The following is a 19,977-nucleotide window of genomic DNA, read 5'->3' as shown; positions in this document are numbered from 1 at the left end:
TCGGCGCTGCTCGAGGCCTATCGCGTCGAGCGGCGCTCGGACGCCCTGCGCGCCGCCCGCGACGCCTTCCTCGCGACCCTGCGCGCCGCGCGCCGCCGCGTGGTGCTCGAGCGGCCGCTCTTCGGCGCCGACGGGCGCCCCGCGTACCCGTCCGTCATGCTGACCGAGCTCCTCGCGTGCTACGGCCTGGCGGCGGACGCGGGCGCGGAGGACCTGCGCGCCGCCCTGGGCGCGTCGTCTGTGGCCTCGGGGTCTGAGACGCCCGTGGGGGAGAACGCCGCGACGACCGGCCGCGCCCCCGCCCGCGTCGGCTCCGAGACGCCCGCTCCTCTCCGCCTCCCAGATAGAGACCTACCTCGAGTGCCCCTACAAGTGGTTCAGCCTGCGGCGCCTCCGCCTGCGCGACGCCGACGCCGGCTTCACCGGGGCCGAGATGGGCACCTTCGCGCACCGCGTCCTCGAGGTCACCCACCGCGACCTGCTCGCCCGGGCGCTCGAGCGCCAGATGGGCGCGCACGTGCTCGAGGACCTGCGCGCGGCGTCCCCGGACGCGACGCAGTCGGACGAGTACCGCGCGCGCGTCGAGGAGCTCGTCTCCCTCGCGCAGGGGGCGCCCGCCGAGCGCGTCCCCGGGTCGGCCCCGCGCTCGCCCGAGGAGCTCGAGCGCGCCCGCGCCGTCCTCGAGGAGGAGTTCGACGCGCACCTCTCCCACCAGTACCAGCTCATGGGGCGCAAGCGGCCCCGCCCGCTGCCGCAGGCGCTCGTCGCCCACAGCGCGCAGCAGGCCGGGCAGCTGCGAGGCCTCAGGCGCGACCTCGCGTCGCTGCTCGACTACGAGGCGGGCCTCCTCGAGGGCTTCGAGCCGCGCCTCTTCGAGTGGGGGTTCGGCCGCGGCGGTACGGAGGTGGAGTACGCCGGGGTGCGCCTCACCGGCACGATCGACCGCGTGGACGTGGACGCCCACGGCCAGGCGGTGGTGATCGACTACAAGCACAAGTCCGACGTGGGCTTCGCGCGGGAGTACGACGTCTTCCCCAAGGGCGGCCCCGCGCCCGGCGCGCCCGCGCTCCCCCGGCGCGTGCAGTCGCTCATCTACGGCCAGGTGGTGCGCCGTGCCTTCCCCGGCCTCACCGTGCGCGCCGCGGTCTACCTCTGCACCAAGGGGGGCCACGCGCTCGCCGGCGCCGTGGACGAGAACATCGCGGACAACGTCTTCGGGGGCCGTGCGCCGTCGGCCTCGCGCCTCGAGCGGGTCTGCGTCCCGCGGGCGGAGGGATTCGGCCGGGCGGGAGAGGGCGGCATGGAGGCCCTGCTCGACTCCTGCGAGGAGGCCGTCGCGGCCGCGATCTCCCGCATGCTCGCGGGGGACATCGAGGCCGCGCCGGTCGATGCGGACGCGTGCCTCTTCTGCCCGGTGCTCAACTGCGAGAGGAGGCTCGGGAAGTGAGCGAGAAGGACCTGACGCCGACGATCGACCTCTCCTGCCTGAACGACCGCCAGCGCAAGATCGCCGAGACCCTGGACGAGCCGCTCTTCGTCGAGGCGGGCGCGGGCTCGGGCAAGACCTTCACCCTCACGCAGCGCGTCGCCTGGGCGCTTTCGCCGGGCTCGGGCGCGGGGGGAGCCCCCTTCCTCGACGGGCTCGACCAGGTGCTCGTGATCACCTTCACCGAGGCCGCCGCGCGCGAGATCAAGGAGCGCGTGCGCTCCACGCTGCGCCGCGCGGGCATGGGGGAGGCGGCGCTCGCGGTGGACGAGGCCTGGATATCCACGATCCACGGCATGTGCCGGCGGATCCTCTCCCGCCATGCGCTCGACCTCGGGCTCGACCCGTCCTTCTCGGTCATCGCGGACTCCCGCCAGGCGGCGCTCTTCGACCGCGCCATGGACGACGTCATGCGCGCCGCGCGCTCCGAGGCCGCCCTCGCGCCTGTCTTCGCCGAGTTCGAGCTCGGGACCTACGCGCCCCAGAGCGGCTACACCGGGGCGATGGGCCTCGTCGAGCGCCTCGTGCGGGAGGGCGGGTCGCTCCCGGGCGGGCTCGACGACCTCGCGCCGGCGCCCTGCGACCCCGGCGCGGTCGCCGACGCGGTCCGCGAGCTGGCCATGCGCGTCGAGGAGCTCGGCGCCCTCCGGCTCACCGCCGCGGCAGCCGCGAAGGTGGGGCCCTCCCTCGAGGCGCTGCGCCGCCTGGAGGGGGCGTCCCCCGCGGAGCTCACCCCGGAGGCCGTATCCGCCGCGCTCTCCGAGGTCTCCCTGCCGCAGGCGCGCGGCGCGATCAAGGCCGAGGTCGCCGCGGCAAAGTCCGCGCTCGCCCTCGCCCGGGCCGAGGTCGAGTTCGCGCGGGTGGCCCCGCTCGCAGGCGGACTGCTCGAGCTCGCCCGCAGGGTCCGCGCCCGCTATGACGAGCTCAAGCTCGACCAGGCCTGCCTGGACAACGACGACCTCGTGCGCCTCGCCCTTCTCGCCGTGCGCGACCACGAGGAGGTGCGCCGCGCGTACGCGGGGCGCTTCAGGCTCGTGATGGTCGACGAGTTCCAGGACACCGACGAGATGCAGCTCGAGCTCATCGGCCTCCTCTCGGGCAGCGACGCCCGCCACCTCTGCACGGTGGGCGACGCCCAGCAGTCGATCTACCGCTTCCGCGGCGCGGACGTGGGCGTCTTCCGCGGGCGCGGGGCCCAGGTGGACGAGAGGAACGTGGTCAGGCTCGACACCAACTACCGCAGCCACGCGGACGTGCTCGCGCTCGTGGAGCGCGTGTGCACCGGGGGCGCGGCGGGCCAGGGCGCCATGCCCGACTTCATGCACCTCGACGCGAACCCCGCGCGCGAGGACCGCTATCGCGCCCGCGACCTGCCGCGCATCGACATCGAGGTCTGCGCGGGACAGGGCAGGGCCGGTCGGGCGACCCGCCATCAGACGGTCGCGATGGCGGCCCAGGTGGCCGACGCCCTCGCGCGGTACCGCGACGCGGGCGAGCGCCCCGGGGACATGGCGCTGCTCCTCGGGGTCACCACGCATGCGGACGCCTACATCGACGCCATCCGTGCGCGGGGGATGGAGTGCGTGGTCACGGGCGGCTCCACGTTCACCTCCACCGACGAGGTCAAGGTGGTGCGGGCGCTGCTCCACGCCCTCGCCAACCCCGCGGACACCCAGTCGGGCCTCTTCCCCCTGCTCGCGAGCGAGATGTTCGGCCTCGACGCCAACGACTTCTGCGAGCTGGGGACGCGCGCCCAGGTCAAGCTCGACGCCCCCACCAAGCGCACGATCGACCGGGGCCTCGCCGACATGGAGTTCTATCGCGACGCGGTGCCCTCGGGACGCCTGGCGCGCGCCCACGAGGTCCTCGCCCGCGCGCTCGACGACGTGCGCCGCCGGCCCGTGGCCGACGTCGTCGCCGACGTGGTGCGCGACTCGGGCTGGCTCGCCCGCCTCGAGGCGGGCGGGGCCGAGGGGCTCGCCCGCGCGGCCAACGTCCTGGCCGCGGTGCGCTACGTGCGCGACCTCACCGTCGACCTTGGCCTCGGCGCGGCGCGCGCCGCGACGGAGTTCGACCTCTGGCTCGCGGCGTCCAAGGTCCCGCCCGCCTCGCTCGCGGGCGGCGAGGGGGACGCAGGCGAGGGCACCGTGCGCGTCATGACGGTGCACGCCTCGAAGGGCCTCGAGTTCGGGGTGTGCGCCGTGGCGGAGTGCTGGGGCAACCCGCGCGGGGACGCGCAGGTCGCCTCGGGGCCCGCGGCCGGGGGCGGGCGCGTCTTCGTGCTCCGCCCGGCCGAGGCGCCCAAGCTCGCGGACGTCGACCCCGAGGAGCTCGAGGAGAGCGCGGACCGCTCGCGGAGCCTGCCGCTCGCCGCCCGCTACCTCGCCCTGCGCGCGGCGGACGACGCCGCCGAGGCGCAGGAGCGCGCGCGGCTCCTCTACGTGGCCCTCACCCGCGCCCGCGAGGCGCTCGTGGTGGGCGTCTCCGCGGCGTCGGGCAAGGGGGGCGTCTCCTCGGCGCTCGCCGCCTCCGCGCTCCGCGCCCTCTCGGGCGGCGACTGGGACCCCGAGCCGGGCGTCCGGGAGGTCGACTACGGCGGCTCCGCGCCGGCGCGCCTGCGCTGCGTCACGGTCGAGCGCCAGGGGAGCGGCGCGGGCGCGCCCGTCGTCGCGGACTCGGCCGGGACGCTCCCCGGCTTCGACGGGGAGCTGCCGGCCGACCCCTCCGCGCTCGCCCGCCTGGGGACCGACGCCGCGGTGGGCCCGGCACCCGGGGGCGCGGGCGCCTTCGACCTCTACGAGCAGGACGCCTCCGCGCGCCCCGGCGCTCCCGTGACCTGGCGCGCCCGCGAGGGCGTCTTCAGCTACTCGAGCGTGCACGCCCTGCTCGACGCCGACGCCGCCCCCCGGGCCCTCCCCACGCGCGAGGAGCGCGAGGCCGAGGCCGCGGGCGCCCCCTCGACCGAGGATGCCGACCGGGCGACCAATCTGGGCTCCGCCTTCCACGAGCTCGCCCAGGCCATGGTCGAGTCCGGTCGCGCCGCCGACGAGGCCCGCGTCACCGCGCAGGTCCGCCGCTGGAACCTGTCCCCGCGCGCCGCGGCGCGCCTGCGCGCGGCGCTCGCGCGCTGGGAGGGGTCGAAGATCCGCGCCGAGGCGCTCTCGTGGCCGCTCGCGCGCGCCGAGGTCCCGTTCTTCCAGCGGGTGGAGTCCGACTACGGCGAGCACCTCGAGGGGGCCATCGACCTTCTCTGCACGGACGCCGCGGGGCGCCGCGCGCTCGTCGTCGACTACAAGACCGGCGACGCCGGCCTCTCGCTCGACGAGGTTCGCGAGCGTCATGCCATGCAGGCGGAGTTCTACGCGGGGGTCCTGCTCCGCGAGGGCTTCGAGCGGGTGACGTGCGCCTTCGTCTGCGTGGAGCGCGACGACCCGGCAGCCCCCGGCGAGCCCCTCGTGGCCCGCTACGAGTTCGGCGGCGGGGGAGGGGCCACGCCCCTCGACGGAGGTGAGGCGTGATGCCGCGGACGACCATGACGAGAAGGGCGCTCGTGCTCGCCGCCGCGCTGGGGGCGGCGTCGCTCGCCGGGTGCTCCCGGGAGGCGGATGCCCCCGCCGACGCCCCCGAGGCGACCGCGCCCACGCCCGACGAGGTGCTCGGCCGCGGCGCCCGCGAGGCGGCCGCGTTCTACGGCCGGGGCTTCCTCACGACGCTCGGCACCGCCGACGAGCTCTTCTCGGCGGCCTCGCCCACGCCGGGGACGGTCGAGGAGCTCGCGTACTCCTGCCACGCCTACGCCGTCGAGGAGGCCGAGGGCAGAGACGACCTCGTCGTGGAGAAGCGGCTGCTCGTCTACCTGCCGCACGGCTACGACGCCTCGGCGCCGCACGAGGTGCTCTACCTCCTGCACGGCACGGCGGGCGACGAGCGCTACTGGCTCTCCGACGAGGAGGGCAACTTCGGGCGGAGCACGCGCGCCATCCTCGACGCCCTGCACGACCAGGGCGCGATCTCGCCCACGGTCGTGGTGGCGCCGTCGTACTACTCGGTTCCGGAGGGCTTCGAGGTCGACCGCAGCATGGGAGGGGACGACCCCTACGCCGACCTCTGGCCGCTGCACTTCTGGCGCGAGCTCAGGGACGACATCGTTCCGCTCGTCGAGCGCTCCTATGCCACCCATGCCGAGGGAGACGTGTCCGCGGACGCCCTCGCGGCCTCCCGCGACCACCGGGCCTTCGCGGGGCTCTCCCGCGGCTCCATGACGAGCGTCAACAGCGTCATGATGCACTGCCTCGACTGGTTCTCCCGGGTGGGCTCGTTCTCGGGGGCCTGGGCGGACGTCGATGAGTTCCGCTCGGCGCTCGAGGGGGACTTCGCGGGCTATCCCGTGGGGTTCTGGTACAACGGCAACGGGAGCCTCGACTTCGCGCTCGCGGACCACGAGCAGTTCCTCCGCGCCGCGCTCGAGTCGCTGCCCGACCGTCTCGTGGATGGGGAGAACCTCGCCTGGGTGCGCCTGCCGGGCGGCGAGCACTCCTATCCGAGCTGGGGCACGCACCTGCACAACTGCCTGCGCGCGTTCTTCTCGGCATGAGCCGGGCGGCGTGACGCCGGGCGCCGCGGTCCTGCCGCTCGAGAACGTCGCCTCAGAACGTCGCCTCGGCCCCGCACGCCTGCCAAGCGGGGCCGAGGCGACGTTTTCCCCGCACGAAGCGTCGTCAAACCCCCGCACGGCCGGGATGCGGGGGATTCGCGACGCCCCACCGGTCTGGGATGTCGCCTCGGCCCCGCGGAGTCGTCGTGCGGGGATTTTGCGACGCCCCGCCGGTCTGGGATGTCGCCTCGGCCCCGCACAGCCGAGATGCGGGGGTTTGGCGACGAACCCGGGGTGGGAAGTGTCGCCTCGGCCCCGCATGGGGACTGAGCGGGGGATTCGCGACACCCTGTCGCCCAGGAATGTCGCCAGGCCCCCGCACACCCGCCGTGCGGGGAATCCTCGACAAGGCGTGCGATCCCGTGCGATCTGCGGCCACCCGTTCTTCTCGCCAGGGAAACGTTGCCGGACACTGCCACGCAGCTGCCACAAAACTGCGTGGAAAAATAAATCATAAATTGAATACAGCATCATAAAGAGATACCTCCTTGTGATAATCGAAAAAGAAAGGGAAGCGTGTTGAGAGGGGGGATCGCATGAGTCGTGGCGTTGAGGGCGAGGTCGCCGAACTGCTTGCGGAGGCGGAGGAGGGCGGGCGCTGCCTCGTCCTGAGGGGGCGCGGGTCAGCGCGCGTCTATCGCGCGCTCGAGCGGAGGGTCGCCGCCGGGACGGTGGTCTCGCCCGCCCGCGGGCTCTACGTGAGCGCGGGGCGCTGGGAGGGGCTCAAGACGGACCAGCGCACGATGTTCCTCGCGCGCGGGCTTCAGGAGAAACATCCCGACTGGGTGTTCTGCGGGCCGACGGCCGCCGTCGCGTACGGGGTCGACGTCTCGTGGTCGCTTCAGGGAAACGTCCACGTTGCGACGACGCGCGGCGGGCACAGCCCAAACGGGACGCTGGTCCACAGGCACCCCATCCTGCGCCAGGGGGAGGGGACGAGCGGGATCGAGGTGGTCGGCGGCCTGCGCGTCACCGGCCCGGAGAGGACGATGTTCGACTGCCTTCGGAGGACCGACTTCCCGCGCGGGCTCGGGATGATCGACTCCGCCCTGCGCTCCGGCGTGGTGTCGCGCGAGGAGTTCGCGTCGTACGTCGAGTCCGTGCGCGACGGGTCCCGGGGGAAGGACCTCGTCCGCGGCACCCTTGCCTGGGCGGACCCGAGGAGCGAGAACGGCGGGGAGTCCATCGCCCGGGCGCGCATGCTCCTGCTCGGCTTCGCGTGCCCCGAGCTCCAGGTCGAGGTGCCCAACCTCGTCGAGGGAGGAGCGCCCTTCCGGGCTGACTACTGCTGGGTGAGGGCGGACGGGGTCGTCATCCTCGGCGAGCTCGACGGCACGGACAAATACGTGGTGGATGAGATGACGCGCGGGCGGAGCCTCGACGAGGTGCTCTCGGACGAGAAGAACCGCGAGTCGCGCATCAGCCTCTACAACGTCGTCATGATGAGATTCCGCTTCGGGCTGACGGACGACCCGGTCGCGTTTGCGGAGCACCTCGACCGCCACGGGGTCCCGCGGCGCGGCTCGGAGCTGGCGCTGCCGGACGGCACGGGGATGGTCCCGGACTGGGAGTCTATCAGGCGCGTTTGCTGATGGCCGCTCGGTCGCCCCGCGCCGCCCGTGGGTGTCGCCTCGGCCCCGCACGGCTGTCGTGCGGGGGATTCGCGACAAACCCGGGGACGGGAACGTCGCTTCGGCCCCGCACGGCCGGTATGCGGGGGATTCGCGACGCCCCGCGGCCCGGGAACGTCGCCTCGGCCCCGCACACCCGCCGCGCGGGGGATTGGCGACAAACCTGGGCTCGGGAACGTCGCCCCGGCCCCGCACAGCCGTTGCGCGGGGGATTCGCGACAAACCCGGGGACGGGAACGTCGCTTCGGCCCCGCACGGCCGGTATGCGGGGGATTCGCGACGCCCCGCGGCCCGGGAACGTCGTCTCGGCCCCGCGGAGTTGCCGTGCGGGGGATTCGCGACGTTTTGCCGTCCAGAGACGTCGCCTCGGCTCCGCGGAGTCGTCGCGCGGGGGATTCGCGACGCCCTGCCGGCCGGAAACGTCGCCGCCCCGCCCGTTCTTCTCGCCAGCCGTCATGAAGAATTCCTGTGGTTGTCACCTGCGGAAACGTGACTCGTCGCAGGTCGGGTGCCCACGGCCCCGGCACCCTGCGTCCGGGCCATCGGCTAGACTAGGTGACACACAACTGACGCATAGCTGACGGGGACCACGCATGGCATTCGTTCACCTGCACAACCACTCCGACTTCTCCATCCTTGACGCGGCGACGCGCGTCTCGGACATGGTCAAGCGCGCCGTCGACCTCGAGATGCCGGCGCTCGCGCTCACGGACCACGGCTACATGTTCGGCATCCCGGACTTCGACCTCGAGTGCCGCAAGTACAACGACGCCCAGAAGGACATGGGGCAGTGGCGCCATGACGTGGAGTGCTTCCAGAAGGGCTGGGAGCTCGAGGAGCCCGAGCCGGACGCCGACGACGCCCGCCCCCACGACCGCGTCCACGCCCAGTGGGCCGCGGACGTGCGCATCTGGAACGAGACCCATGACCTCGACGCCGTGCGCGCCAACCGCCCGAGCCTGCTCATCAAGCCGATCTTCGGCTGCGAGGCCTACTTCATCACGGACGACTGCATCGAGAAGGGCACCAAGCAGCACCGCTACCACCTGATCCTGCTCGCCAAGAACGAGACCGGCTACGTCAACCTCATGAAGATGATGAGCGAGGCGGCCTCCGGCGACATGTTCTACTACTACCCGCGCACCACCCTCGACATGCTGCGCCGCTACCACGAGGGCATCATCTGCACCTCGGCCTGCGTCTCGGGCATCATCCCGCGCATGTACTTCCAGGGGCGCCCCGACGAGGCCAAGCGCTGGGCGCTCGCCTACCAGGAGATCTTCGGGGAGGACTTCTACCTCGAGGTGCAGGACCACGGCCTGGCCGACCCCAACTGGGGCGGCTTCACGGACCGCACGCTCTCCGAGCAGATCCTGCGGCTCGGCCACGAGCTCGGCATCAAGGTGATCGCCACCAACGACAACCACTACCTCACCCGCGAGGACGCGCCCACGCAGGATGTCCTCTCCTGCATCGGCACCGCCTCGAAGCTCGACGACGAGAACCGCAAGCGCATGACCGGCACCGAGTTCTACCTCAAGAGCGAGGCGGAGATGCGCGAGCTCTTCTCGTGGGCCCCCGAGGTGATAGACAACACGCTCGAGGTGGCCGAGAAGTGCGCCTTCGAGCTCGACTGGTCGCACATGTACCTGCCCAAGTTCCCGGACCTCGACCCCGGCGAGACCTCGGAGGAGCGCTTCCGCAAGGAGTGCGAGACGGGACTGGCCAAGCGCTACGGCGAGAACTGGCGCGAGCTCGAGATCGGCGGCGAGAACGTCCGCGAGCGCTTCGAGTACGAGTACAAGGTCATCTGCGAGAAGGGCTTTGCGGACTACTTCCTGATCGTCCAGGAGTACGTGCGCTGGGCAAAGCGCAACGGCATCGGCGTGGGCCCGGGTCGAGGCTCGGCCGCTGGCGCCATCGTGGCCTACGCGATGGACATCACCACCTTCGACCCGCTCGACAACGGCCTCATGTTCGAGCGCTTCCTCTCCCCGCAGCGCTCCGAGATGCCCGATATCGACATGGACTTCGACGATGAGCGTCGCCTCGAGGTCGTGGAGCACGTCCGCCAGCTCTACGGCCCCGAGCGCGTCTGCCACGTCATCACCTACTCCACGATCAAGGCCAAGCAGGCCATCAACGACGCCGCGCGCGTCCTGGGCTTTCCCGTGTGGCAGGGCCAGAAGCTCTCGAAGATGCTCGCCAACGACCCCAAGCTCACGCTCGACCACGCCCTCCACAAGTCGGAGAAGGCACCCGACCAGTACTCCCCGGACTTCGAGGACGCGTACAAGAACGACGCCGACTCGCGCTCCATCATCGACGCGGCGCTCTCGATCGAGGGCATGCACCGCGGCGAGGGCGTCCACGCCTGCGCCGTCCTCATCGCGCCCACGCCGGTGAACGACCACGTGCCCACCAAGGTGGACACCAAGGGCGGCGTCGAGATCACCCAGTACGAGGGCCACTCGGTCGCGGACATGGGCCTGCTCAAGATGGACTTCCTGGGGCTTCGAACCCTCACGGTCATCTCAAAGGCCCTCGCCAACATCAAGGCCAACCACGGCATCGACATCAACGTCGACGAGATCCCCTTCGACGACCCTGAGATCTACAGGCTCATGCGCGAGGGCCGCACGGCGGGCGTCTTCCAGATCGAGTCCGCGGGCATGACGTCCACGATCAAGAACATGCGCCCCACCGAGTACAAGCAGGTCGTCGCTCTTATCGCCCTCTACCGCCCTGGCCCTCTGGGCGCCGGCATGGTCACGAGCTACATCAACCGCATGAACGGCCGCGAGGAGGCCGTCTCCTACGACCCGCGCCTCGACGACATCCTGGGGGAGACCTACGGCACCATGGTCTACCAGGAGCAGGTCATGAAGATCTCGATGAAGATGTCGGGATTCTCGGCCGGCGAGTCTGACTCGCGCATCAGAAAGCCCGTGGCCAAGAAGAAGATCAAGCTCCTCACCTCCACGGTCTTCCACTGGGACGACGGCAAGGACGAGACCACCTACGACCACTGGATGAACGGCGCCGTCAAGAACGGCTACAAGAAGGATATCGCCCAGAAGATCTGGGACGACGTCCTCGAGTTCGCGTCCTACGCGTTCAACAAGAGCCACTCGGCGGGCTACGCCATCCTCGTCATGCAGACGGCCTGGCTCAAGGCGCACTACCCGCGCGAGTACATGGCCTCGGTCCTCACGTCCTACATGGGCAAGACCGACAAGATCGTCCACTACGTCACGGCCTACCGCCACGAGGGCGTGGCCATCCTGCCGCCGGACATCAACGAGTCCGGCCGCGACTTCACCGCCGTCCCCGAGGGCGTGCGCTTCGGCTTCGCGGGCATCCGCGGCGTGGGCGAGGGCGTGGGCGAGGCCATCATGGCGGAGCGCGAGAAGAACGGGCCCTTCGTCAACCTCCACGACTTCGTGGACCGCATGGACTCCGGCCAGGCCAACCGCCGCGTGGTGGAGGCGCTCATCTGCTCGGGCGCCTTCGACTCGACGGGATACACCCGCATGCAGCTCATGCGCTTCGTCGACAAGACGAACCCCGAGAACATCATCGACGCTGCCGCCAAGCGGCAGAAGACGCGCGCCGCGGGTCAGTTCTCGATGTTCGACCTCTTCGGCGACGTGGAGGGCTCCGGCTTCGAGAACACCGTGCCCGAGCCCGACGGCGTCGAGTGGGACCGCTCGGTCAAGCTGGCCAAGGAGCACGAGGTCCTCGGCCTCTACGTCTCCGACCACCCTCTGCGCCCGTACGAGTACGCGCTCGCCAAGAACCGCGACTACACGATCGCGGACATCGAGGTCGCCGAGGAGTACACGGACCCCACGGGCGGCGTGCACGAGCGCTTCCGCGTGCCCGAGGGCAAGGTCATCCGCCTCGCGGGCATGGTCAACGCCGTGCAGAAGAAGACCACCAAGAACGGCGACTCCATGGCCATCGTCACCCTCGAGGACATGGAGGGCGAGGTCACGCTCGTGGTCTTCCCGAAGCTCTACAAGAAGTGCGCGGGCGCCCTCGTGGGCCAGGTCGACGAGGAGACGGGCGAGACCCAGGGAGACGTCTTCGTGAAGGTGGAGGGCAAGCTCGAGCGCGGCGACCGCGGAAACCAGGTCATCTGCATGAACGTCGAGCCCCTGGTCCTGGACGAGCGGAGCAACCGCCCCAAGGTGCTCGAGGTGAACATCCCCGCGGGGCTGCTCACGCGGCCCTACATGGATAGCCTCTGCTCCATCCTCGGGCGCTACCCCGGCCTCGACCGCGTGGAGATGCGCGTGGAGTCGAGCACGGGCGACATCATGCGCATGGAGCTCCCCGCGCGCATCGACGCGCGCAACATGGTCCTTCTCGCCGAGATGGTCGACCTCGTGGGGCGCCAGGGCCACGTCAAGGTGGCGTAGGGCGTCGCGTGAAGGGGACCGTGCGAAGGGGACAGTCACTTTTGCACGCTGGGGACATAGCGTGCAAAAGTGACTGTCCCCTTCGCACGAGAAGAGCGTCTCCTCGGCCCCGCGGAGCCGCTGTGCGGGGGATTCGCGACGCTCCTCGCGACGTGGCTAGAATTGCGGCCTGTTGGGTATCAATGGGGAAAGGCGACGCAGAGGGCGCCGCCCAATCCCAGAGAGAGGACCCACCATGGCTGAGGTCAAGTTCTATCGCTGCAACCACTGCGGCAACATCGTGGCCGTCGTCAAGGACGGGGGCGTGACCCCGAGCTGCTGCGGCGAGCCCATGGAGCTGCTCGTCGCCGGCTCCACCGACGCCGCGACCGAGAAGCACGTCCCCGTGGCCGTCAAGGACGGCAACCACATCGTCGTGACCGTCGGAGAGGTCGCCCACCCCATGGCCGAGGAGCACTACATCGAGTGGGTCGCGCTCGCCACCGACGGCAAGCTCTGCCTCAAGCACCTGAAGCCGGGCGACGAGCCCAAGGCAAAGTTCGGCGCCTGCTGCTCCGAGGGCGGCACCGTCTACGCCTACTGCAACCTCCACGGCCTCTGGAAGACCGAGCTCGCCTAAAAGGGGACAGGCCCCTTTTAGGCATCTTTTAGGCATGCGGCGACTCAGGGCCCCGGGGAACCGGGGCCCTTCGCATGGCCGGGCCGCGCTGTGGCACAATCGGATGAGACTGGGAACGAGAGGACGGGGGCGGACATGAGGATTGCGATCGCGCAGATGGGGACCCGCGCGGGCGACTTCGAGGAGACGTCGAGGCGCATGGCCGAGCAGTCGCGCGCGGCGGCCGAGAAGGACGTGGACCTGCTCGTCTTTCCTGCGACCGCGCTCTGCGGCGCCTCGCCCGTGCCCTACGTCGACCGGGAGGGGTTTCTCCTCGACCTGGCCGAGTGCCTGCTCGGCCTGGCCGACGAGCTCGCCTGCCCGTGCCTCGTCCCCGTGCTCACGGACTTCGACGGGGTCGCGCTTCCCGAGGCGATGCTCGTCTCGTCGGGGGCCGTCGTGCCGGTGCGCCTGACGTCGTACCTCGAGGCGGCGGCATCCGAGGAGGGGGACGCGCACGCCCTGCCGGAGCTCGAGTTCGCGGGCGCGCGGATCGGCGTCGCCTTCACCTACGAGGACCTCGACGAGTACGACGAGTTCGAGTACGACGTCGACGTCATCCTCTTCCTCTCCGGCTATGGCTTTGCGGCCGACGACGTCTCGAGCGCGCTCGGCAGCTCGATCAGCGAGGGGCGCTACCTCGCCGACGCCGAGGCGACCGGGGCCTGGGTCGTGGGCGTCGGGGGCGTGGGCTGCTACGACGGGCAGGTCTTCTGCGGGTCGAGCTTCGTGCTCGCGCCGTGGGGCGAGCTCGCCGCCCAGGCGCCGAGCTTCGAGGAGGCGCTGCTCGTGTGCGACGTGGACCCCTCCGCGGAGGGCCCCCTTGCCGAGCCGCTCGCGCCCGAGGTCTATGACGCGCCGCTCATGACCTGGGGGGCGCTCACGGCGGGCCTCGCCGAGGAGTGCGGCGGCGAGGCCGGCGCCTGCGTGCTGGTTGACGACCAGATCGGCTCCCTGCTCGTGGCTACGCTCGCGACCGACGCGCTCGGGCCCCTGCGCGTCCGCGCGCTCGTGCGGCGCACGGGTGACGCGGGGCGCGACGCGGTGGCGGAGTCGCTCGTCCGGGCGCTTCGCATCCCCGACGAGCGCGTCGAGCGGCTCGCGCCGGCGGACGGGGCGGACGAGGAGCTCTCGCGCGACCTCGCCGAGGCGCGCCTCGCGGACCTCGCGCGGCGCACGGGCGCGGTGCCGCTGGGCTCTGCCGACAAGACCGCGCTCGCGCTCGACGGCCGCGCCCGCGCCAGCGCGGCGCGCCTCCAGCCGATCGGCGACCTCTACCGGTCGGACGTCGTGGCCCTCGCGCACCTGCGCAACACCATCTCGCCCGTGATCCCCGCCGACGCGGCCGTCCCCCGGCCGGAGCTTCCCCTCTCGGGGCTCGAGCGCTCCCACCCCACGCCCGAGGCGCGCCTCGGCTTCGTCGACCTCGTGCTCTCGAGCTACGTCGAGTGGGAGCTTCCCGTCTCGGACATCGTGTCCGAGCGTGGGAACGAGGAGGCCGTCAACGCCATCGTCGGACGCCTGCGCGACCTCGACTCCGCGCGGGTCTCCCGCGGGCTCGTCCTGGAGCTCTCGTCGAAGACGCTCGCCGAGGCGCGCTCGCCCCGCGGGCTCGCCTGGCGGGACCGCGCGCGGGCCGAAGACGAGCGGGCGATGGGCCGGGCCGCAGAGGCCCTCGAGCGGCTCCGCGAGGCGGAGGAGGGCGGCGTCGAGGCGCCCGCCGCGCCCCGGTCGCCCGCGGCGGCGGCGGGGCACGAGCGCGACGTACGCGACCTTCTCGGCTACCTGCGTGACTTCTCCCAAGGGGGCGGGCTCTCGCCCCTCGGCCAGACGGGGGAGCCCGGCGGGCGGCACGGCGCCCAGGGGGAGGGGCCGCACCCGCTCTGGGACGGGCCCTTCTCGGAAAACTGAGGCTTGCGAGAAGGACGTGCCGTGCTATGATAGAACGAACGTTCGTATCATGGGAGGAGGCAGATGGTCGTACTCGGCATCGACCCAGGGCTCGCGCACACGGGCTGGGGCGTCGTTGAGACCAGGGGCGCCACCTGCCGGGCGCGGGCGTACGGCTGCGTGACGACGCACGCCTCCGAGCCGATCGACCTGCGGCTGGGCAGAATCTACTCGGAGCTCAGGAGGGTCATAGACCGCTACGGCCCCACCGAGCTCGCCATCGAGAGCATCTACTTCGGCGAGAACACCAAGTCGGCCATCGCCACCGCCCAGGCCCGCGGCGCCGCCATCGTCGCGTGTTCGACGGCGGGGCTCGCCGTGGGGGAGTACACTCCCATGCAGATCAAGCAGGCCGTCGTGGGGACAGGCGCGGCCGACAAGCACCAGGTCATCTACATGGTGAGAAACGTCCTGGCGCTCGACCACGACCCGCGTCCCGACCACGCGGCCGACGCGCTCGCCGCCGCCGTGTGCCACGCGAACGTCGTCAGAACGAAGAGCCTCGGGGAGGCAAGGAGGGTCCTCACGTGATAGTCCAGCTCACCGGCACGCTCATCGAGGCGCTGCCCACCCATGTCGTGCTCGACGTGGGGGGCGTCGGCTTCGAGCTCGGCGTCTCGTCGACCACCGCCGCGTCGCTGCCCCACGTGGGCGAGGCGGGCGTGACGCTGCTCGCGCGCATGGTGGTGCGCGACGGCTCGATGGAGCTCTACGGCTTTGCCACCCGCGAGGAGCGCGCCCTCTTCGACCAGCTGCGCGCCATCTCGGGCGTGGGCTCCAAGCTCGCCCTCTCGGTCCTCTCGACCTTCTCGCCCTCCGTGCTCGCGCAGATCGTGACGACGCAGGACGCGGCGCGGATGGCGCAGGTCCCGGGAGTGGGCCGCAAGAAGGCGAGCCGCCTCATCGTGGAGCTCTCCGACGTCTTCTCCAAGAGCGCCGAGCTGCGCGGGCTCGTCGGCCTCGCCGAGCCCGACGCCACGCCCCTGCCGGCGGCCGCCTCGGGCGCGGGCGTCGCCGCGGAGGCGACCGAGGCGCTGCTCTCGATGGGCTTCACCTCCCAGGAGGCCGAGCTCGCCCTCGAGGGGCATGAGGGGGCCGGAGCCGTCACCATCGAGCAGGTCCTCGCCTACGCCCTGAGGCGCCTGGGGAGTGGCCGATGATGTGGGAGGCGAGCGAGAAGGACCTCTTCGCCAGCGCCGCGCCCGCCCGTCCCGCGGGCCCGCGCGACGTCACGGGCGAGCTCACCGCCGACGACCTCGACCAGGACCGCACGCTCAGGCCGAGGACGCTCGACGAGTACATCGGCCAGGAGCGCGTGCGGGAGAACCTCCGCGTGCTCATCCAGGCCGCGCGCGACCGCGGCGAGGCGCTTGACCACGTGATCTTCTCGGGCCCCCCGGGCCTCGGCAAGACCACGCTCGCGGGCATCGTGGCCAACGAGATGGGGGCCAAGATGCACACCACCTCGGGCCCCGCCATCGAGCGCGCCGGCGACCTCGCTGCCATCCTCACCAACCTCGAGGCGGGCGACGTCCTGTTCGTCGACGAGATACACCGCCTCAACCACCAGATCGAGGAGATCCTCTATCCCGCGATGGAGGACTTCTTCCTCGACATCGTGATCGGCAAGGGGCCGGCGGCGCGCTCCATCCGCATCGACGTCCCGCACTTCACGCTCGTGGGCGCCACCACACGCACGGGCCTGCTCACGGGGCCGCTCCGCGACCGCTTCGGCATCTCGTACCGCCTCGACTACTACACGCCCGCGGAGCTCGGCGTCATCGTGAGCCGCTCGGCGCACATCCTCGGGGTTGAGATCGACGAGCAGGGCGCGGCCGAGATCGCCTCGCGCTCGCGCGGCACGCCGCGCCTGGCCAACCGCCTGCTCAAGCGCGTGCGCGACTACGCCCAGGTCAAGCGCGAGGGGACGATCACCTGGGAGGTGGCCGCCGAGGCGCTCGAGTTCTTCGAGATCGACGCCATGGGCCTCGACACCATGGACGTGCGCATCCTGACCGCGCTCTGCAGCACCTTCCGCGGCCGCCCGGTAGGGCTCACCACCGTGGCGAGCGCCGTCTCCGAGGACCCCTCCACGCTTGAGGACGTCTACGAGCCGTACCTCTTGCAGCGCGGGCTCATCGTGCGCACGCCGCAGGGCCGCCAGGCTACGCTCGCCGCCTTCGACCACCTGGGGATCGAGCCGCCGGAGCGCTAGCGTGTCCTGCGGGCCCGCCTCGTAACCGCTATCATGGGCACAGGGCGGGCCTTGGGGGCGCGCCGGGAGCAAAGGAGACTCACGTGAGCGACTTCGTCAGGGCAGAGAGCGTCTTCGTCGGCCAGAGCATCGACACGCGGGAGGACATGCTCCGCTTCATCTCGGAGCGGGCGGTCGAGCTCGGCTTCGCGAGCGACGCCGACGTGGTCTGCGACGCCTTCCTCGCCCGCGAGGCGATGGGGGAGACGGGCATGACCGACGGCTTTGCCGTGCCCCACGCGAAGTCGCCCGCCATTCTCGAGGCATCGGTCATCGTGGTGAAGAACGACCACCCCATCTCCTGGCCGAGTTTCGACGACAAGCCCATCGATGTCGCCATCTCCCTGCTCGTCCCGGAGGGGGAGGCGGGGACCGTGCACATCAGGCTCCTCTCCAAGACCGCCGTCCTTCTCATGAAGGACGACTTCAAGACCGTCATTCGCGGCACCGACGACCCGCAGGCCATCGCGGATGCCATCAACGCGGGAATCGCGGTGGACTAGCGCGGCGGCGCGCGGCGCAGCCCGAAGGAGGAAGACATGTTCAAGCAGGCAAGCGAGAGGCGCGTGGCCGTGTTCGTGGCGCCCGGGCTCGAGGAGATCGAGGGCCTCACGGTCGTCGACCTTCTCTTTCGCGCGGGGATTCCCTGCGACACCGTGGCGATCACGCCCGAGCGCACGGTGACGTCGTCGCACGAGGTCACGATCGCCTGCAAGCGCTCGCTCTTCGACGAGGGCTTCTCGTTTGACGACTACGACATGCTCGTGCTGCCCGGGGGCATCCCCGGCACGCCGAACCTGAGGGCGTGCGGGCCGCTCTGCGAGGAGCTCGTCGCCCGCGCCGCCGCCGGCCGGCCGCTCGCCGCCATCTGCGCCGCCCCGTCCATCCTGGCCGAGCTCGGCCTGCTCGAGGGGCGACGCGCCACCTCCAACCCCGGCTTCCAGCACGTGCTCGTCGAGCACGGTGCCGTCCTTCTCGCCGACGAGCCGGTGGTCGTGGACGACAACCTCATCACGAGCCAGGGCGCGGGCACGGCCATGCTCTTCGCGCTCGAGATCGTCCGCCACTACCTGGGGGACGAGGCCGTGGACCGCGTCCGCGAGGGCGTCGTCCTGCGCTAGTTGCCTAAAAGGGCCTAAAAGGGGACAGGCCCCTTTTAGGCAACTCAAAACGAGTCAGCGTGCAAAGGGGACAGGCACTTTCGCACGGGTCTTCCGTGCGAAAGTGCCTGTCCCCTTTGCACGCCTCGCTACGCGCTCTTCTGCTCCATGTCCACGGAGACGTCGTTCAGGACGATGATGGCGTTCTGGAACTCGATGCCGGACACCCACGGCCGGCAGACGATCTGGCGCTTGGGATAGTAGAGCGGGATCGTGCCCCAGTCCTGCTGCGTGAGGATGCGGTCGGCCTGCTGGGCGAGCTCGGCGCGCCCGTCCTCGTCCAGCTCGGAGAGGGCCTCGTCGCAGGTGGCGTCGAACTCGGGGTTGGCGTAGAAGGAGCTCCGCTTGGCCGCGTTCTCGGTCTTGAACCACGAGGAGAGGTGCACGGCGCCCTCGAGCGGCACGGTGGTGAGCCAGGTGACGATGGTCGCGGGCATGCCGCCCTGCGCGCGCGTCTCCGTCCAGACGCCGTTGTCGAGCGTCTCGACCTTCACGTCCACGCCGATCTCCGCCCAGTAGGCCTGGAGCGCCACCATGATGTTCTGCTCGGAGGCGCGCGTCATCGCGGTGAAGGAGAGACCCTCGGCCCCGGCCTCGGCGAGCAGCTCGCGGGCGCGCTCGGGGTCGTAGGCGTAGGCCTCGCGAGAGTCGTCGTAGCCGATCTCGCGCGGGTTCAGGAACTGCGTCGCGGGCGTGCCCGCGCCCGAGAGCAGGGTGTCCACGAGCTCCTGGCGGTTGATGGCGAGGGAGAGCGCCTCGCGCACGCGCGGGTCTGAGAACTCCGGCATGCCGAGGTTGATGTTGACGAAGCAGGTGCCCATCGGCTCGTAGGAGATGATCTGGTCGGCCACCTCGGCGTCTCCCTGGTACTGGGAGAGCAGGGTCGCGTCGAGCTCGCAGGCGTCGACGTCGCCGGCCTTGTAGTTGAGCATCTTGGTGTTGTTGTCGTCGATGTAGACGATCTCGAGCCGGTCGAGCGACGGCGCCCCGCCGTGGTAGTCGGGGAAGGCCTCGAGCGAGACGCCCGTCTCGGTGCTGGAGACGAGCCGGTAGGGGCCCGTGCCCACGAGCGTGCCGATGCCCCAGTCGTCGCCCGCCGCCTCGCAGGCCTCGTGCGGGAATATCTCCGCGAAGGCGAGCGTGAGCGCGCTCACGAAGGGCGCGTAGGGGTACTCGAGCCTGATGGTGAAGTGGCGCTCGTCCTCCACGGTGAAGCCCTCGAGCTCGGTGGCCTCGCCGTCGAGCATGGCCTGGGCGCCGACGATCATCACGTAGTAGCCCGAGCACACCGACGCCTGCTCGGGGACGAACATGCGCGTGAAGGTGTAGCGCACGTCCTCCGAGGTGAGGGCGGAGCCGTCGTGGAAGGTGATGCCCTCCGCGAGCTCGAAGGAGTAGGTGAGGCCGTCCTCGCTCGCCTCGGGCAGCCCCGTGAGCAGGACGGGCGACACCGTGCCGTCGTCCTGCGAGAAGGACACGAGGCACTCGCAGATCGCGCCCGGGATGGTCCCGTTCTGCGTGGAGTGCTGCATGTCGAGGGTCTCCTTGGTGTTCTTGACGCCCCAGGTGAAGACGCGCTCCTGGGCGGCGTCGCCCGAGGCGCCCCCGTCATCCGAGCACGCGGCGAGCCCGAGCGCGAGGGCTCCCGCGCCGGCGAGCGCGCAGCGACGGGTGATGAGCGGCGTCGTTGTGGGGTCAGAGTGCGACATGGTGGCCTCCAAGGTATCTGAATGTGCGGATGTAGCGTATCGTAGCAACAA

Annotated in this window: 13 protein-coding genes; 12 read left to right on the top strand and 1 reads right to left on the bottom strand. The window is 71.2% G+C overall.

Annotated features, from left to right (window positions below):
* The first annotated feature begins 238 nt into the window (after nucleotides 1-238).
* The 12 genes from E0L17_RS05625 to E0L17_RS05570 all read left to right on the top strand — a co-directional run bounded on the left by E0L17_RS05625 (nucleotide 239) and on the right by E0L17_RS05570 (nucleotide 18,178).
* Nucleotides 239-1,447: a PD-(D/E)XK nuclease family protein gene (locus tag E0L17_RS05625; RefSeq protein ID WP_167930353.1), complete on the top strand. Its 1,209-nt coding sequence runs from the start codon at nucleotides 239-241 to the stop codon at nucleotides 1,445-1,447.
* A complete protein-coding gene (locus E0L17_RS05620; RefSeq protein ID WP_353652954.1) occupies nucleotides 1,444-5,004 on the top strand; it encodes a UvrD-helicase domain-containing protein in 3,561 nt (1,186 codons plus the stop codon). The genes E0L17_RS05625 and E0L17_RS05620 overlap by 4 nt, the downstream gene beginning before the upstream one ends.
* Nucleotides 5,004-6,080, top strand: a complete 1,077-nt coding sequence (locus tag E0L17_RS05615; RefSeq protein ID WP_167930274.1) for an alpha/beta hydrolase — start codon at nucleotides 5,004-5,006, stop codon at nucleotides 6,078-6,080. Before E0L17_RS05620 ends, E0L17_RS05615 begins: the two co-directional genes overlap by 1 nt.
* A 596-nt stretch (nucleotides 6,081-6,676) precedes the next feature.
* Complete coding sequence (locus E0L17_RS05610; RefSeq protein ID WP_167930273.1) at nucleotides 6,677-7,732, top strand: type IV toxin-antitoxin system AbiEi family antitoxin domain-containing protein; 1,056 nt, start codon at nucleotides 6,677-6,679, stop codon at nucleotides 7,730-7,732.
* Nucleotides 7,733-8,364: 632 nt separating this feature from the next.
* On the top strand, nucleotides 8,365-12,195 hold the full coding sequence (gene dnaE / locus E0L17_RS05605; protein WP_167930272.1) for a DNA polymerase III subunit alpha: 3,831 nt from the start codon (nucleotides 8,365-8,367) through the stop codon (nucleotides 12,193-12,195).
* Nucleotides 12,196-12,430: 235 nt separating this feature from the next.
* Nucleotides 12,431-12,814, top strand: coding sequence for a desulfoferrodoxin (locus tag E0L17_RS05600; RefSeq protein ID WP_167930271.1), 384 nt, complete (start codon nucleotides 12,431-12,433; stop codon nucleotides 12,812-12,814).
* Nucleotides 12,815-12,949: 135 nt separating this feature from the next.
* The gene (locus E0L17_RS05595; protein WP_167930270.1) at nucleotides 12,950-14,764 is read left to right on the top strand and encodes a nitrilase-related carbon-nitrogen hydrolase; all 1,815 of its coding nucleotides are present in this window, start codon (nucleotides 12,950-12,952) and stop codon (nucleotides 14,762-14,764) included.
* Between the two features lie 63 nt (nucleotides 14,765-14,827).
* The gene (gene ruvC, locus E0L17_RS05590; protein WP_167930269.1) at nucleotides 14,828-15,334 is read left to right on the top strand and encodes a crossover junction endodeoxyribonuclease RuvC; all 507 of its coding nucleotides are present in this window, start codon (nucleotides 14,828-14,830) and stop codon (nucleotides 15,332-15,334) included.
* Entirely contained in the window at nucleotides 15,331-15,963 is a 633-nt protein-coding gene (gene ruvA, locus E0L17_RS05585; RefSeq protein ID WP_167930268.1) for a Holliday junction branch migration protein RuvA, read from the top strand. The genes ruvC and ruvA overlap by 4 nt, the downstream gene beginning before the upstream one ends.
* Nucleotides 15,963-17,018: a Holliday junction branch migration DNA helicase RuvB gene (ruvB, locus tag E0L17_RS05580; RefSeq protein ID WP_167930351.1), complete on the top strand. Its 1,056-nt coding sequence runs from the start codon at nucleotides 15,963-15,965 to the stop codon at nucleotides 17,016-17,018. The genes ruvA and ruvB overlap by 1 nt, the downstream gene beginning before the upstream one ends.
* Before the next feature lie 83 nt (nucleotides 17,019-17,101).
* Nucleotides 17,102-17,560 (top strand): PTS sugar transporter subunit IIA, encoded by a 459-nt coding sequence (locus E0L17_RS05575; protein WP_167930267.1) that lies wholly within the window; start codon nucleotides 17,102-17,104, stop codon nucleotides 17,558-17,560.
* Between the two features lie 36 nt (nucleotides 17,561-17,596).
* Complete coding sequence (locus E0L17_RS05570) at nucleotides 17,597-18,178, top strand: DJ-1 family glyoxalase III (RefSeq protein WP_167930266.1); 582 nt, start codon at nucleotides 17,597-17,599, stop codon at nucleotides 18,176-18,178.
* A gap of 128 nt (nucleotides 18,179-18,306) precedes the next feature.
* Here E0L17_RS05570 and E0L17_RS05565 read toward each other — a convergent pair whose 3' ends face one another.
* Entirely contained in the window at nucleotides 18,307-19,926 is a 1,620-nt protein-coding gene (locus tag E0L17_RS05565) for an ABC transporter substrate-binding protein (protein WP_167930265.1), read from the bottom strand.
* Nucleotides 19,927-19,977: the final 51 nt, after the last annotated feature.

The organism is Olsenella sp. SW781 (genome assembly GCF_012027725.1).
GTDB lineage: Bacteria > Actinomycetota > Coriobacteriia > Coriobacteriales > Atopobiaceae > Thermophilibacter.
This window is presented reverse-complemented; position numbering and strand designations above follow the sequence as displayed.

Bases quoted from the DNA above. Each gene is read 5' to 3' on its own strand.
- E0L17_RS05615 (WP_167930274.1), top strand. From the start codon at position 5,004: ATGCCGCGGACGACCATGACGAGAAGGGCGCTCGTGCTCGCCGCCGCG.
- E0L17_RS05570 (WP_167930266.1), top strand. From the start codon at position 17,597: ATGTTCAAGCAGGCAAGCGAGAGGCGCGTGGCCGTGTTCGTGGCGCCC.
- E0L17_RS05595 (WP_167930270.1), top strand. From the start codon at position 12,950: ATGAGGATTGCGATCGCGCAGATGGGGACCCGCGCGGGCGACTTCGAG.
- dnaE (WP_167930272.1), top strand. From the start codon at position 8,365: ATGGCATTCGTTCACCTGCACAACCACTCCGACTTCTCCATCCTTGAC.
- ruvC (WP_167930269.1), top strand. From the start codon at position 14,828: ATGGTCGTACTCGGCATCGACCCAGGGCTCGCGCACACGGGCTGGGGC.
- E0L17_RS05610 (WP_167930273.1), top strand. From the start codon at position 6,677: ATGAGTCGTGGCGTTGAGGGCGAGGTCGCCGAACTGCTTGCGGAGGCG.
- E0L17_RS05600 (WP_167930271.1), top strand. From the start codon at position 12,431: ATGGCTGAGGTCAAGTTCTATCGCTGCAACCACTGCGGCAACATCGTG.
- E0L17_RS05565 (WP_167930265.1), bottom strand. From the start codon at position 19,926: ATGTCGCACTCTGACCCCACAACGACGCCGCTCATCACCCGTCGCTGC.
- ruvB (WP_167930351.1), top strand. From the start codon at position 15,963: ATGTGGGAGGCGAGCGAGAAGGACCTCTTCGCCAGCGCCGCGCCCGCC.